A 15,944-nucleotide genomic window follows, 5' to 3' on the forward strand; every position below is an offset into this window, starting at 1 on the left:
CGGGATGAAGCATGTTTTCAAATTCCGATACGTTGTCAGTACGGCTATGGCTTTACTGATGCTGCTGTTAGCTTTACCGATTCATACGTTTGCGGCGACGCCTTATACCGGATATACGATCAACAATCTCCGTCAAGACGTTCGTTCGATAAACGGTTATGTATACGAAGGTTCAATCGACGGCTATAACCTTGCTTCGGGGGCGTTCTCCGCTCCGGAAGATGTTTTTATCGCGGAGGACGGCACGGTATTCGTTGTCGATACGGGCAACAGCCGAATCGTTCACCTGGACAAGAACAACAACGTGATCAAAATCGTCGGCGACGCGGAAGGCGACGGCATGCTGAACGAGCCGAAGGGCGTGTTCGTCAAGCAGGACGGCACGATTTACGTCGCGGATACAAAAAATCAACGAATAGCGATCTTCGATCAAGACGGCAAGTTCGTGAAAGCGTACGGCAAGCCGGACAATCCGCTGCTCGGCGCAACGTTCTCTTATTCGCCGTCGAAGCTGCTTGTCGACAAACGCGACTATATGTACGTGGTCAGCGACGGCAATACGCAAGGTCTGCTCCAAATCGATAAGAACGGCCAATTCAGAGGGTTTTACGGAGCGAACCATGTCGGCTTCAGCTGGAAACGGCTGATCGACAAGCTGATTGCAACCGACGAGCAAAAGGCGAAGCTTGCCGTCGTCAAGCCGCTCGAATTTTCCAACGCGGTGCAGGATAACGAAGGCTTCATCTATACGACTACGCTCGGTACGGAAACGAATCAGCTCAAGCGGCTGTCGCCCGTCGGCGTCGATACGCTTAATATCGGCGAGCGTAGATACGGCGGCCGGTTCGACGCGGGCCCGTTCTCGGTGCCTTCGTTCCTTGATATCGCCGTCGACAAAGACGGCGTGATAACCGCGCTCGATTTGCAATCGAGCAAAGTGTATCAGTACGACAAGCTTGGCAACTTGCTGTTCGTCTTCGGCGGGCTCGGCAATCAAAACGGCCTGTTCGTAACGCCTTCCGCCCTTGCCCAGTCCGAGGGCGGCACCGTATACATCGTGGACAAAGGCCGGAACCGTGTCGATATGTTCCGCACGACGCCGTTCGCCGACCTCGTGCACGACGCGTCGAGGCTGTTCGTTGACGGACGCTACAAGGAAGCGGAGGGCATGTGGAACGAGGTGCTCCATTACAACGCCAATTTCGACCTCGCTTATCTTGCTATCGGCAAGTCACTGTACAAAGCTGAAAATTATAAAGAAGCTATGACGTATTTCGAGCTGGCCCGGTCGCGCGGCGATTATTCGACGGCCTTCAAGGAATACCGGAAAGAGTACATTCGCGACAACTTTGCCATGATATGCTTGATTCTTATCGCGCTATTCGTCGCGCTGCGCTACTTGCTTCCGTTCTTGTGGAGAAAGGCTAAGCCGCTTCTGTCGGCGCGCCGGACCGCTGGAGCCGGATTGACGAAGGAAGGGGTGCCCCATGATCGCAACGTTTAAATTGATGCGGCAAGTGCTTGTGCACCCGATCGATTTTTTCCATGACATTCAAGAGCCCGGACGTATCAAATGGAGAGATGCGGCAGTCGTCATGCTGCTGACGTATATTGCCAGGATGGTGGCTATCTTGGCCACGGGCTATGCGTTCGAAACGAGAGAGCCTTACGAAATTTCGTTTCTGCATGAATTTATTTGGCTGATCGTGCCTTGGCTCACATGGTCGGTTGCGAACTGGGCGGTCAGCGCGATTCTCGAAGGCGAGGGCAAGTTCAAGGAAGTATTCGTCGGAAGCGCGTTCGCATTCGTGCCTTATATGGTCTTCATCGTACCGGTTACGCTGCTGACGAATGTCATTGCGCTCGACGAAGATTCGATCTACAGCTTTCTCATTAATTTGACGATCGTGTGGGTCGCCTGGCTGCTATTGCTTAAAGTGAAAATTATTAACGACTTCGAGCTCGTCAAAATGCTGTGGATTACGTTCCTAAGCATCGTCGGCATCCTGATCATTTGGTTTGTCGGCATTCTGATGTTCGGTCTCATGAATCAACTCATTAACTTTGTAGTCGATTTGTTCAAAGAATTAAACTTCCGAAGGTAGGCGAACGAAATGAGGAAACAACGAAAATGGCTCATCGCGGCTGCACTTCTGCTCGTTGTCAGCGTCTTCCCTCACTTCGGGTCCTCCGAAGGCGACATCCGGGTGCTGGCGGAACAAGAAACGGCGAGCGAAGGAGCAAGCGGTGAAGAGGCGGCAAGCGCAGAGCAGGCTGCCGGCGACGCAGCGGGAGAGGAAGCTCCGGCGGATGCGGCCGCGACGGACACGGCCGAAGCGGCCGCAGTCTCAGTTGATGAGGGTGCAGGCGCCGAAACGGGAGAAGTGAAGCTGTATCCGGTAACGGCCGTTAAGGAAATTGCGGCAAACGACGCTTTGACGATGTATATCGATGAAGATACGGGCAACATCCGCCTCGTCGACAACAAGACGAAGAAGGAATGGCTCGGTACGCCGCAAGTGCCGCGCACGACAATGCCTAACAACAAGAAATTTATGGACGCGGCCGTACACATCAAGTATACGGAAGGCGTCGATACCGTTCAGACTTATTTGGCGAAGGAAAAGGAAAACAAACTGGCCATCGAATATTTGGAGGACGGAGCGAAGGTTACTTTTTCGTTCGTAAAGGAAAAGCTTGAGCTTGTTGTCGTCTACCGTTTGCTGAAGGACGGATTCGAGGTCACGGTTCCCGAGGACTCGATCAAGGAAACCGGCAAAGCGAGATTCGTCAGCATCGAGCCGCTTCCGTTCTGGAACGCGGCGGCGAGCACGGACGAGGGCGCGCTGTTCTTGCCGGACGGATCCGGCGCATTGATGACGTACAAAGCGACTCATCCTCAATATTTTGCCGGCTATTCCGAAGTCATTTACGGAGCGGATCCCGCTTACCTGTCGCGGACGAACGAAAATATTATCGAGGAAATATGGCGTCAGCAGCCTTCGCCGAAGGAAAGCATCGCCCTGCCGGTATTCGGCAATTACCGCAACGGCATCGGCTCGCTCGGCATCGTAACGAAGGGGCAATACGACGCGAAGGTGAACGGAACGCCATCCGGCATTCGGGCTATCGATTATTATCGGACGTCGACGGAATTTGTATACCGCTGGGACGATATTATATTCATCGGAACGTCGGGACAAATTCCGTTCTTCCAAGGCGAATGGATCAAGGGCGACCGCCAGCTCCGCTACGTGCTGCTGCAGGATGAGAAGGCCGATTACGTCGGCATGGCTCAAGCATACGGCGCTTATCTGAAAGAAGAGCAAGGCGTGAAGCCGGCCGAGCAAACGGCCGCGCCGATCAGAGTGAAGCTGCTCGGCGGCATTTTGCGCGACGAGGTGCTCGGCAACACGTTTATCGCGATGACGACATTCGACGAGGCGCGCAAGATTATCGACGAGTTCCAGGCAAAAGGCGTAAGCAATCTGGAATTGACTTTGTCAGGATGGTCGCAGGACGGCATTTACGGTGATCAGCCCGACCACTTCCCGGTCGAGAAGAAGCTTGGCGGCGCCAAAGAGCTGAAGGAACTGGCCGCTTACGCCGCTAACAAAGGCGTAACGCTCTATTTGGAAGCCAACTATGCAAGAGCTTTTTCGGAAAGCGACGGCATGAGCAAAAATAAAGATTCCATTCGCGGCATGGACCGCGAGGCTGCCGTAAGCACCGACTATTACATCGGCAGCAGATGGAACCGCGACAGCAGAACCTATTACTGGATGAAGCCGGAGAGAGTCATCAGCGAGCATTTGAACAATGAACTGGATGACTATAAGAAGCTTGGCGTCAGCGGCGTTCATTTTGCTTACTGGGGCAATACGCTGTACTCCGACTTGGATACGAAAGCGTATCTTCCGCGCGAAAAGACGGCTTCGGCTTGGGTCGAAGCGACGAATGCGGTTCGCGAGACGACCGGCGGCGCCTCGGTCGACTACGGTTTCGGCTACATGCTCGGCCATGTCGATTCGATTGTCGGCGCGCCGCTCGATTCGAGCCATTTCATCTACAACGACGAAACGGTTCCGTTCTACCAAATCGCGGTTCGCGGCCTCGTGCCGTATACGGCGGGCGCGGCGAATCTGCGCGAAGACGCTCGTAACGAGCTGCTGCGCATGGTGGAATACGGAGCGCTTCCAAGCCTCGAGCTGACGTACGAGCCTACCTCCAAGCTGCAGCGGACGATGGAAGATCGGCTGTGGAGCTCGGAGTATACGGGGTGGCTGGACAGCTCGGTTCAGGAATACAAAGAGCTGGAGCAAATTTATACGGCAACGCTCGGTCAACATATTGCCGATCACGAGAAATTGGGCAACGCTGTATATAGAACGACTTACGGAAACGGAACGCAAGTTATCGTCAACTACGGCGCGTCGGATGCGACTGTTGACGGCGTCACGGTACCGGCGGCGGGCTATGCGATGCGGAATGGAGGGAACTAGTCATGGGCAAAAAGTTTAAGCTCTCAATGAGAGGGCGTCACATCCTGGAAGGCTATTCCTTCATTTCCATCTGGATTATCGGTTTCCTACTGTTCATGCTCATTCCGCTCGGTCAATCGTTTTATTATTCATTGAACCATTTGGAATTGACGCAGGGCGGTCTGAAGGCAACGTATGCGGGTCTTGAGCATTACCGAGCCGCCTTTGCGACGGATATCGATTTCCGTCCGTTTCTGCAAACGACGGTAACGAATATGCTGACGCAGGTGCCGCTTATTCTCATCTTCTCGATGATGAGCGCCTTGCTGCTCAACCGCGGCTTCCGAGGACGGATGCTGTTCCGCGGCATCTTCTTCCTGCCGGTCATCATTGCGTCCGGCGCAATCCTGCGCGAGCTGCTGGAGCAAGGCGCCGCCCAGCTGCCGATCTTCTATCAATCGGATTTATTCGGCAAGCTGAACGCGTTCATTCCGGAAGATATATTGGAGCCGCTGCTCGAATACGCCGATTCGCTGACGATGGTCATGTGGGATTCCGGGGTGCAAATCTTGATCTTTATCGCGGGCTTGCAGACGATTTCCCCGTCTTTGTACGAGGCGGCGAAGTGCGACGGCGCGACGAAATGGGAAAGCTTCTGGAAAATTACGTTCCCGATGATTATGCCGATGCTGTTCGTCAACACGCTGTACAGTATCGTCAATTCGTTCACGAAGCCGGACAACAAAATTATGGAATACATCAACAATATCGCGTTCAGGTCGAATAACTACGGTTACGGCTCCGCGATGGGCTGGATTTATTTCATTGTCATTTCGATTATTTTGGCGATAGTCTTCTTCATCTTCCGCAGAAGCTTATCGGCTACCGAAGGCAGGAGGTAGAGACTATGAACACAACTAGCTTGGCAAGCAAATATACGGAGCTGCAGAGTAAGGCGAAGGACGCTTGGAAGGTTACGTGGGTCAAGCGCAGCCGCGGCATTTTGGGCACGGTCTTTTTCTACCTCGTCATTCTCAGCTTGGCGTTCGTATTCATGTACCCGCTGCTTTATATGATTTCCAAATCGTTGATGCGCCCGGAGGACGTGGCTGACGCGACGATTCAATGGATACCGAAAAAATTCAGTTTGCAAAATTATTCGATTGCGTTGGATGCGATCAACTTCTGGAAGGGTCTGGTCAACAGTATCATTATTTCGTTCGGCAGCGCCATCTTGCAGGTGTTAAGCTGCTCGATTATCGGCTACGGCTTTGCGCGGTACCGCTTCCCGGGACAGGCGATTTTCCTGGCTCTCGTCGTCTTTACGTTCCTGGTGCCGCCGCAAACGTTCGTCGTTCCGCTGTTCAAGCTGTTTCTTGACTTAGGGTGGGTCAATACGCATTTGCCGTTCGTTGTACCGGCGATTCTCGGCCACGGCTTAAAGGGCGCGCTATTCGTGCTCATCTTTATCCAGTTCTACAGCAGGCTGCCGAACGTACTCGAAGAAGCAGCGCGCATCGACGGCGCGGGCCCGTTCCGCACGTACTGGACGATTATGTTCCCGCTGGCGAAGCCGGCCATGCTCGTCGTATTCCTGTTCTCGGTCGTATGGCACTGGAACGACTTGTTCGAGCCAACGCTGTATTTGCTGGTTCCGGAATATTTCAACCTGGCGCAAAATATGGCCTTCTTCAACGGCAACGCCAATCTGGAGATGCAGCAGGCTGCGTCCTCCATTTCGCAAGGTACGCTCGGACTTGCTCCTACGCTGCAAAATCAAATTATGGCGGCCGTTATGCTGACGATCTTTCCGATTCTTCTTTTGTATCTGTTCACGCAGCGTTATTTCGTTGAGAGCGTGGAACGCGCAGGCATCGCCGGCGAATAAGCGATGGCTGGCTGTCGACTTGCGCTGAACGATAAATGGGGACGTGATACGGCTTGAGAGGCAAGTGGGGGTGGACAGCTTGCGGCGCGCTAATTGCCGCGGTTGTCCTAGCTGCCGTGCTGCTGAACGCACGGTTGCATAAGGAAGAGGGGAATCATGCCGCTGCCTTATATGGACAATCGCTGGATTCGCTCATGCTGCGTTACTCGTTCGACGAGGATGCGGCTGACGCGGGAGATGCTAAGGACGCAAGCGGACATGAGAACGAAGGGCTTAAAACCGGCGGATCGCTCGAATCGGACGGCAAGTTCGGCGCAAGCTATCGGCTCGGCGGAGCCGGCGATTACGTGGAGCTGCCAACCGCGTTATTAGGCGGCTTAGAGGAGCTGACTCTGTCTGCCTGGATGAAAGCAGACGATCTGCGAACTTGGCAGCGGCTGTTCGACTTCGGCAACGGACAAGATCGTTACTTGTTCCTGACGCCGATGTCGGAATCGGGCAAAGTGAAGGTAGCGATCAAGAACGGCGGCGGAGAGCAGATCATACATTCGACCACGGAGCTGGAGCTGAACAGCTGGACGCATATCGCCTTCACCTGGGCGGGAAGCACTGGCGTTCTGTACGTGAACGGCCGCGAGATAGCGCGCAATGACGAGCTCTCGATCAAGCCAAGCGATATGGCAGGTACAACCAGCTATTATATCGGCAAATCCCAGTATGACGTCGATCCGTACTTATCGGGGGAGATTGACGAGGTGCGCTTGTATGCCAAAGCGTTGACGGCCGATGAAATAGCCGACCAGCTTACTTCCGGCATGACGGATGAAGAGGCTGTCGCCTATGTCTCGGATTGGTTGGCATTGCCAAGCACGGATCGCGTTGTAGAAGATCTTAATCTTCCCAAGGATGGACCGGGCGGAACCTCCATTATGTGGATGACCGACGATGAGAAGGCGGTAAGCATAGAAGGAGCTGTTACTAGGCCGGGAGAAGGCGAAGGTGATCGGAGCGTCACGTTGACAGCAACAATTAGCAAAGGGAAGGCGCAAGCGGCGAAGGCCGTTCCATTGCTAGTATGGGAAGAGGGAGTCGTCGATTACGCGGTTACGATTGATGCATCCGTGGATCAACAAGGCGCGCCCGTCAGCGAAACGCTTTACGGCATCTTCTTCGAGGATATCAACTATGCTGCCGACGGAGGCGTATACGCGGAGCTGATCGAGAATCGCTCCTTTGAGTTCGCCGACCCGCTATGGAATTGGGCTTTGCGAACGGAAGGCGCGGGAGACGGCTTGCTGGCGGTGTTGGACAGCGAACCCTTGAATAGCAACAATACGCACTACTTGACGATGGAGATTAATGCGCCCGCTGCAGGCGATGCGGTGGCAGTCGTGAACGAAGGCTTCGGAGGCCTGGCGATCGAGCAAGGAGCAACGTACGACTTATCGGTCTATGCCAGAAGCGGCGGCGAGGCCATTTCAAAACTATCCATCGTCCTTGAGACGGAGGATGGCAAGCGAATCGGGTAAGCGGAAGTTGACGGGATCGGTGCGGATTGGCGCAAGCTGACGGCGCGGATCACAGCAACCGCAGCTGCCGATAACGGCAGGCTTGTGCTTATCGCGTCTGGCGTCGGCGAATTAAGCGTCGATATGGTGTCGTTCTTCCCACAATCGACGTGGAAGGGCAGACCTGGCGGTTTGCGTGCCGATCTAGTCCAGATGCTGGCTAATCTCAAGCCGTCGTTCGTCCGCTTCCCGGGCGGCAGCATTGTCGGCGGCGATGGCATAGGCAACCGATACAATTGGAAAGACTCGATCGGCGATCCGGCCGGGCGGAAGCAGAATGCGAATATGTGGGGCGGTACGGCGCAGAATACGTCCTACTACCAAAGCTACGGCCTTGGCTTCTACGAGTATTTTTTGCTAAGCGAGGATATCGGGGCAGAACCTCTGCCCGTCGTCAACGCTGGTATGGGCGATCAATTCAGACAGTCGGATGTGGCTCCATGGGAGGAGCTGGACAGCTATATACAAGATGCGCTTGATCTGATCGAGTATGCGAACGGTCCCGTTACAAGCAAGTGGGGAGCAAAACGTGCGGAGAGCGGTCATCCGGAACCGTTTGGGCTTCATTATCTGGCGATCGGCAACGAACATTGGGGGCAGGAATATTTCGTCAGGTTCGAAAGGTTCAAAGATGCGCTGAAGGAGAAGTACCCCGACATTCAACTGATTTTCTCGGCGGGGCCATCCCCTGACGGAGCGATCTTCAACGATGCACGGAGCTGGCAACGATCACAGCCTGCAGATATTGTAGATGAGCACTACTATATGAATCCGGATTGGTTTCTGGACAATACGAATCGTTACGACAGCTATGACCGAAGCGGGCCGAAAATATTCGTAGGCGAATATGCCGCCCACAACGGCAATCGGGACAACAGCTTCGGCGCGGCGCTTGCGGAAGCGGCATTCATGATCGGGCTTGAACGCAACTCCGATGTCGTGGCGATGGCTTCTTACGCTCCGTTATTCGGCAAGGAAGGTTTTGCGCAGTGGTCGCCTGACTTGATTTGGTTCAATAATAGCTCGGCCTACGGTACGCCAAGCTACTACGTGCAGCAGCTATTCGGCGTCAACAAAGCAAGCGTGGTGCTGCCGGCTGAAGTGAAGCTTCGCAGCGGCAAGTCTTATGAAGCTGGCCGAAGCCAGGTTCATAACGATGATGCAGAGCGGTGGCAAGAACCGTTCTATTGGCTGGCTGGAAGAGACGATCTTAGGGGAGAGCTTATACTGAAGGCTGTAAATGCGGCAACGTATGACGTCAAGGCAATGGTCGAGGTGAAGGGCGTAAGTGGGCTGGAAGGATCAAAGCTAACGATGAGTGCGGATTTGCTGGCGAAAAATTCGTTCGGGCAGCCACTGCTCGTGAAGCCTGAGCAGCAGCGGATTGAGGGATTGACGAATACGTTTACGCTGGAATTGCCTAAGCAATCGGTGACGGTCTTCAGGTTGAAGACCGTTCGATAGTAGCAATAGGAGATATACGGCTTAGGCCGTGTTTCTCCTATTCATTTCTTTCGTAATATAGGCGCATTACGATGTCTTGATTGTAATTGCCGAATCCGGAACCGAATAGCGTAACGCCGCCAACGTTCTCGGCATCCTCTTCTACGGCGATTCTGAACTTCCATTTCTTGTTCGTTACGTCGATCTGATCGAGCGTTACGTCGGATATTTGCTGTCCGTCGATAAACGTTCCTTGGTTATTGATCTTAAGGCGTTTCAGCAAGCCGTATTGATTGACGGCATCCCACCACCAATCGGGAGTGAACTTGCCTCGCTTCGTTCCGCCGAAATCGCCGGGGCTTGTCCAAATGCCAATCCTGACACCATTGAAGTAGAAGCTAATGTCCGAAGGCCAATTCTCGTTTGCATGGGGCGCCTCTGAGGAAATCTCGAACGATATTTCAAGCTCGGTCGGCTTCTCGCTCTTGAGCAGGAAGTTGGCCGCCTTGTATTCGATAAAGCCGCTCGTGAACCACAGTATCTTGGCATTGATCCGTTCGGCATCAAGGAAAAACCGCGGTTCGTCGAACATGCCAATGACTTTCGATGTAGTCGACAATCCGCATGTGGGTTCTACCTCGAAGTCGGTATAATGGCCGATAGAGATTATGGTTTCATGGTAGGTGCGCAAAGCGGCGCGGTTCTTGGACGGGAAATCGATTTCAATGCTATCCGTGATCAGCTTGCACATCTTCTTCGTGCCGCCGCCGCTCGATATCATCTCGGAGCTGATGATTCCCGCCTTCTCCAGCTTCTTCACATGCATCGTAATGATCGGGCTGCTCAGCTCCAGGGCTTGAGCGATATCTTTAATGTTCATGTCCTGCTGCGAGAGCAATTGAATAATGCGCAGGCGAACATCGCTGGCCAGAGCTTCATAGATCGGCAGGTGCGTCGTTGTTACATCGATCTTCATTACTTCACTCCACTCTAAGATTGGTGAACAGCGATTTATTAATTTGTTTTCGGATTAACATCAGACAAAAGCACATAGGATGACTGATGCGAGAGTGTCTAATGGGACGAAAATAAAATGTCGAATCACCGTTGCGGTACATCTTTAATACTTATATTTTATATGTAAATAGGTAAATTGACAAACACATTTTCTATGTTATTATATAAAATATTAATTGATTAACATATTTATAAACAAATGGTTGGAATCGAACTGGAGGAACTATTAAAGTGGAAAACAGACAAGGGATTGGAAACTTGCAGACGGTTTATCGTAATCCGCTAGTCGAGCAGCGTGCCGACCCATGGGTGCTTAAGCATACGGACGGTTATTATTACTTCACGGGCTCCGTACCCGAGTACGATCGCATTGAATTAAGACGCGCAACGACAATCGAAGGGCTTACATCGGCGCCGGCAACCGATATTTGGCAGAAGCATGAGAACGGCGTGATGAGCAGAAACATATGGGCGCCGGAAATCCACTATATAGCGGGCAAATGGTATATCTATTTCGCGGCAGGAAGGGACGATGAGCCTTTCGCGCACCGGATGTACGTGCTTGAGAACGATGCGGTTAATCCGCTCGAGGGGCAGTGGGTAGAGAAGGGGGAAATCAAGACGGCATGGGACTCCTTCTCGCTAGATGCGACGAGCTTCGAGCATAACGGCGAGCAATATTTGGTTTGGGCGCAAAAGGATCCGCAGATTGAAGGCAACACGAACTTATATATCGCGGAGATGGATAATCCTTGGACGCTCCGAAGCGAGCAGGTTCGCATTACGAAGCCTGAATACGACTGGGAAGTAATCGGCTTCCTGGTGAATGAGGGAGCTGCGGTATTGAAGCGCAACGGTCGGATCTTCTTGACTTACTCGGCGAGCGCGACCGATCATAACTATGCGATGGGCATGCTGACTGCCTCCGAGACGAGCGATCTGCTCGATCCGGCTTCTTGGATCAAGTCGGAGAAGCCGGTGTTCGCCAGCAATCCCGATGCGAGCCAGTATGGCCCGGGCCATAACAGCTTCACCGTGTCGAAGGACGGTACGCAAGACATCATGATTTATCATGCACGCAGCTACAAGGAAATTGCGGGCGATCCGCTGTTCGATCCGAACCGTCATGCGCGTGCCAAAGCGATCGAGTGGCGCAGCGACGGCACGCCGGACTTCGGCAAGCCGCAGGCTGACAATGCGTAAATGAAATAATGGCGGTGCAAGGTAATCCTTGTTCCGCCATTATTATTTGATAGGGAAGGTTCTGCCAGCAGTTAGGTTGGATTCTTGCAGGATGGAACGCCACTGAGAGGCAAGCTTGACTGCTGTAATGGATTCTTGCATGCCAAGCGGATTAGATCGCTTGCAGTCCTGCCTGGTTCAGCAAGTTCCATGGCTTGTTGTAATGCGGCTGGAAAAAGAAGTCGACGAAGCTTAGCTCATCCATCGTCATTTCGTTCTGGATGCATACCGACAGCGTGTTGATCGCTTGCGTCAGATCGACCTTCGATAAAATTTGCGCGCCTACGATTCTGCCACCTTCAGCTTCATACACAACCTTGAGCATCACCTTTTCGTAGGTAGGCATGAACTCGGGACGGTAGTTGTCTTCGATTGTGACATTTTTCACATTCAATCCCGCAGCAAGGGCAGCCGCTTCCGTCATGCCGGTCGAAGCGATATTGTAATCGTAGATTTTGATGCCCGACGTTCCTTGCGTACCCAGGTAACGGACGGTTGGCTTCATGAGGTTTCGCGCGACTAACGTACCCATCCTTACGGCGTTCGTAGCTAATGGAATGTAGGCGTGCTGACCAGTCGGATTATAATGCACGGCACAGCTGTCTCCAGCGGCGAAAATGTCCGGCTTGCTCGTACGCATGTAGCTGTCCACGATAATCGCGCCGTTCGGAAGCATGTCGACCTGCCCTTTCAATAGCTCGGTATTCGGACGGAACCCGATGCAGAGGACGACGAGATCGGCCTCGTATTCGCCGGCGGTTGTATTGATCCTCGTTACGCGTCCGTCTTCCCCGGTGAACGACGTTACCGTCTGTCCGAGCGCAAGCGTAACCCCTTTGTCCGCGAATTGCTTTTCCACGATAGCGGTGAACGATTCATCCAAATATTTGAACAATACCCTATCCATATTATCGATCAGTGTCACTTGCTTGCCGAGCTCCTCGAACGCTTCCACGAGCTCGATGCCGATATAGCCTGCGCCGATAACGGCGATGCGCTTTGCATGCTTCGCTTTCTCGATGATCGTCTGCGAGTGTTGGTAGTTTTTGCATAACTCGATATTTTCAAGTCCGATGCCTTCCATCTGCGGGATGATCGGCCACGAGCCCGTCGTCATTACGAGCTTGTCGAACGTATCGACGAATGGCTCGCCGGTAGCGAGATTGCGAACCTCAATCGTCTTGGCGTCCGTATCGATGGCAAGCACGTCATGCCGCATATGCGTCGTCACGCCGAGTGCGGCAAGCTGGTCGGGCGAAGCGTAGAACAACTGCTCGGCATCCTTTACGATTCCGGCAACATGAAGTGCGATTCCGCACGATAGGAACGAGATGTTGTCATTTCTTTCATAAACGGTAATAGCAGCCTCCGGATAGAGACGGGCTATCTGCGTAATAGCGGCAGTTCCGGCATGCGTACATCCAACAACAACAATTTTCATCGACATTTTCAAACGCCTCCTTGTATGAGTGCAGACTTCCCTTAGGGAAGCTCGCTAACGTTGTGAATAAATTCACAACCATCTGTATAATGTGAAAACATTCACAACCACTTCTTGCTATTATCATATTCGTTAAGCGGATAAATGACAATGAATAAATTGTGACAAATTTCACAAACATAATTTTCATATTCAAACCGATTGGATTGGCGCTGCGGCCGTTGAATTGTTTAAAATAAGAGGTAGTGTTGCAAGGCGGACAGAAGGAGGCATGACAAAATGGAATTTACTTTCACGGGGAAGGTCGTTCTCATTACGGGAGCAGGCGGCGGAATCGGACGTGTGGTCGCGCTTGCCTATGCGCAGCAAGGCGCCATTGTCGTGATTACGGATAAGCTGGAAGACAAACTGGAGGAGACGGCAAATCTACTGCGGGAGAAAGGATTCGATTCCCACCGGTATGCAGCGGATATGAGCAAGCCGGAGCAGATTGCAGCCTTGGTCAAACAGATCGGCGAGCTGTTGGGGACAATCGATATCGTCATCAATAATGCGGGCTTCGGCATATGGAAGCCGCCTTACGATCTGGAACTGGACGAATGGGACGATGTGATCAACACGAATCTTCGCGGGACGTTCGTATGCGCGAGGGAAGCGGCGAAGCTGATGCGCGTTGGCGGCGGCGGTTCAATCGTCAATATATCGTCGACGAGAGCGATGATGTCCGAGCCGAACTCGGAGGCTTATGCCGCTTCCAAAGGAGGCATTTTGTCGCTTACCCATGCGCTTGCGGTATCGCTTGGTCCTGATCGCATTACGGTGAATGCCATATGCCCCGGTTGGATCGAGAACGGCGATTACAGCCGGCTTCGTCCCGAGGATCATACCCAGCATCCGTCGCAGCGTGTAGGACGGCCTAACGATATCGCGCGGGCTTGCCTCTACTTAACGAATCCTCAGAACGATTTCATTACCGGCACAAGCTTAACGATTGACGGCGGAATGACGCGGAAAATGATCTATGAGGAATAAGAGAATGCGTAAGCATGGCTAATGGGAAGACTAACCGACTGCTAATCCACAAATGGATAGACTGACGGTTGGTCTTTTTTTTTTGTTTATATACTAAATAGATCATAATATTCATTGCAATAAGACTCGTAGGCTTATATGCGGAACTTACCGCTGTTATAAGATTGTTGGAAATGAATTATAGATATTTAAATCGTTCCATATAATTTTATACTAAATACAGTATTTAAAATTATAACAATATAAAATAGAATGAAGGAGCGATAAGGGAAGCGCTTGCAATTCGTGATTTACGAAAAAAGGGAGGCGTCAAGAAATGATGAAAAAGGGTTCGATGAAGCTCGGTTTGGTTCTTATCCTTTGTATGGGACTACTGTTGTCGGCATGTTCTTCGAATAATAATGGAAGCGGTTCCGACAAAGGGAACAACGGGTCGGGCAACGCGGTAAACGAAGGGAATTCAGCTGAAACGCCGAAGGAAAACGTAAAGATTTCGTTCATGGGCCATGGCAGCCCGCAGGAGAAAGAAATATTCGCGAAGCTGATCAAGGCTTACGAAACGAAGTATTCGAACGTAAAGGTGGAATATACGAGCGTCCCGCCGGCGGAGTACAACCAGAAGCTGTCGACGTTGGTCGCATCGGGCAAGACGCCTGACGTGTTCTACGTATCGGGCCCGCAGTTCTATAAGTTCGCGGAGGCAGGCACGATTCAGAACCTGCAGCCGTTCTTGGAAACGACGGAATTGTTCCAGGAAGGCAATGTATGGAAGCAGGCGCTGGACCGCTATCGGTATGACGGCAAGCTGCTTGGACAGGGCGACATCTACGGCCTGCCGAAGGACGTAGGCCCGTGGACGATGGCGTATAACAAGACGATGTTCGAGGAAGCGGGCGTCGAATTGCCGCCGGCCGAAGTCGGCGGTTGGGATTGGAACGACTGGATCGAAGCGGCGAAGAAGCTGACGAAGGACGAGAACGGCGACGGCAAAACGGACATCTACGGCGGAGCGAACTTCCCGCTGGAAGGCGCAGTGTGGGCGAGCGGCGGCGATTTCATCGACTACGCGACGGGTACGATCAAGATCGATCAGCCGGAATTCTACAACGCGATGCAATGGGTGGCGGACTTGCGACTGAAGCATAACATTACGCCATCGCCTGAGGACGAGAAAGCGATGAATGCGTATTCGCGCTTCGTGGCGGGCAAGGTGGGCATGTTCCCGATGGGTCCTTGGGATCAGCCGGGCTTCTGGGATTTGCCTTTCGAGTGGGATATCGCGGCATGGCCGGTGAACCCGGGGACGGGACAGGCGAGCACATGGCTCGGATCGATGGGCTATGCGGTGTCGAGCAAATCGAAGCATGCGCAGGAAGCGTTCAATCTAGCGGCATACTTGGCGCTAGATGCGGAAGGGCAGAAACAGAACTATGAGCTGGGTCAAGCCGTGCCGAATCTGGTCGATATGGCGAAGGGCGAATTCCTGGAAATGGACAAAGCGCCGGCGAACCGCCAAGTGTTCCTCGACGTTATCGAGAAGTACGGACATCCGCCGGTCGAATTCGGCTCGAAGGATACGAAGTGGATCGATACGATGTGGCAAGAGGCCGGCAAAGTATGGGACGGCAAAATGACGGCCGAGGCATGGGCAAAGGAATTGGCGCCGAAGCTTCAGGAGCTATACGACAAAGGGAACAAATAAAGTCTTCTAGTGAGGAGGCTGCCTACCCGGGAAACATGTCCGAAGGCAGCCTCTTTGTTGCGCATTGATGCTGACAACTGCAAATATATTTAGTATGATGAGTATATTAATATATGATTGGGGCTGCGGC

12 protein-coding genes are annotated in these 15,944 nt (G+C 52.7%); 10 read left to right on the forward strand and 2 right to left on the reverse strand.

Annotated elements, in window-relative coordinates:
* Nucleotides 1–4 precede the first annotated feature (4 nt).
* The 7 genes from J2T14_RS11340 to J2T14_RS11370 all read left to right on the forward strand — a co-directional run bounded on the left by J2T14_RS11340 (nt 5) and on the right by J2T14_RS11370 (nt 9,401).
* Nucleotides 5–1,504 carry a hypothetical protein gene (locus J2T14_RS11340; RefSeq protein WP_307470831.1) on the forward strand — a complete coding sequence of 500 codons (1,500 nt, stop codon included), beginning with the start codon at nt 5–7 and terminating at the stop codon, nt 1,502–1,504.
* Nucleotides 1,488–2,105, forward strand: a complete 618-nt coding sequence (locus tag J2T14_RS11345; protein WP_307470833.1) for a YIP1 family protein — start codon at nt 1,488–1,490, stop codon at nt 2,103–2,105. Before J2T14_RS11340 ends, J2T14_RS11345 begins: the two co-directional genes overlap by 17 nt.
* 9 nt (nt 2,106–2,114) lie before the next feature.
* Nucleotides 2,115–4,502, forward strand: coding sequence for a DUF5696 domain-containing protein (locus tag J2T14_RS11350; protein WP_307470835.1), 2,388 nt, complete (start codon nt 2,115–2,117; stop codon nt 4,500–4,502).
* A 2-nt stretch (nt 4,503–4,504) separates the two neighbouring features.
* Complete coding sequence (locus tag J2T14_RS11355) at nt 4,505–5,383, forward strand: carbohydrate ABC transporter permease (protein WP_307470836.1); 879 nt, start codon at nt 4,505–4,507, stop codon at nt 5,381–5,383.
* A 5-nt stretch (nt 5,384–5,388) separates the two neighbouring features.
* On the forward strand, nt 5,389–6,369 hold the full coding sequence (locus tag J2T14_RS11360) for a carbohydrate ABC transporter permease (RefSeq protein WP_307470837.1): 981 nt from the start codon (nt 5,389–5,391) through the stop codon (nt 6,367–6,369).
* Between the two features lie 53 nt (nt 6,370–6,422).
* Nucleotides 6,423–7,898, forward strand: a complete 1,476-nt coding sequence (locus J2T14_RS11365) for a LamG domain-containing protein (RefSeq protein ID WP_307470838.1) — start codon at nt 6,423–6,425, stop codon at nt 7,896–7,898.
* A gap of 84 nt (nt 7,899–7,982) precedes the next feature.
* Nucleotides 7,983–9,401 carry an alpha-L-arabinofuranosidase C-terminal domain-containing protein gene (locus J2T14_RS11370; RefSeq protein WP_307470840.1) on the forward strand — a complete coding sequence of 473 codons (1,419 nt, stop codon included), beginning with the start codon at nt 7,983–7,985 and terminating at the stop codon, nt 9,399–9,401.
* Between the two features lie 37 nt (nt 9,402–9,438).
* Here the strand turns inward: J2T14_RS11370 and J2T14_RS11375 are convergent, their stop codons facing one another.
* Nucleotides 9,439–10,356: an ArsR/SmtB family transcription factor gene (locus tag J2T14_RS11375; protein WP_307470842.1), complete on the reverse strand. Its 918-nt coding sequence runs from the start codon at nt 10,354–10,356 to the stop codon at nt 9,439–9,441.
* Between the two features lie 272 nt (nt 10,357–10,628).
* On the opposite strand from J2T14_RS11375, the gene J2T14_RS11380 reads away from it, so the two are divergent.
* Nucleotides 10,629–11,600 carry a glycoside hydrolase family 43 protein gene (locus J2T14_RS11380; protein WP_307470844.1) on the forward strand — a complete coding sequence of 324 codons (972 nt, stop codon included), beginning with the start codon at nt 10,629–10,631 and terminating at the stop codon, nt 11,598–11,600.
* A gap of 151 nt (nt 11,601–11,751) precedes the next feature.
* On the opposite strand, the gene J2T14_RS11385 is transcribed toward J2T14_RS11380, so the two are convergent.
* Complete coding sequence (locus J2T14_RS11385) at nt 11,752–13,080, reverse strand: FAD-dependent oxidoreductase (protein ID WP_307471929.1); 1,329 nt, start codon at nt 13,078–13,080, stop codon at nt 11,752–11,754.
* Nucleotides 13,081–13,359: 279 nt separating this feature from the next.
* Here J2T14_RS11385 and J2T14_RS11390 point away from each other — a divergent pair, with 279 nt between their 5' ends.
* Together J2T14_RS11390 and J2T14_RS11395 are read left to right on the forward strand one after the other, a co-directional pair.
* Nucleotides 13,360–14,112, forward strand: a complete 753-nt coding sequence (locus tag J2T14_RS11390; protein ID WP_307470846.1) for an SDR family NAD(P)-dependent oxidoreductase — start codon at nt 13,360–13,362, stop codon at nt 14,110–14,112.
* 316 nt (nt 14,113–14,428) lie between these two features.
* The gene (locus J2T14_RS11395; RefSeq protein WP_307470848.1) at nt 14,429–15,814 is read left to right on the forward strand and encodes an ABC transporter substrate-binding protein; all 1,386 of its coding nucleotides are present in this window, start codon (nt 14,429–14,431) and stop codon (nt 15,812–15,814) included.
* The last annotated feature ends 130 nt before the right edge of the window (nt 15,815–15,944 follow it).

This window comes from Paenibacillus harenae, from assembly GCF_030812415.1.
GTDB lineage: Bacteria > Bacillota > Bacilli > Paenibacillales > Paenibacillaceae > Pristimantibacillus > Pristimantibacillus harenae_A.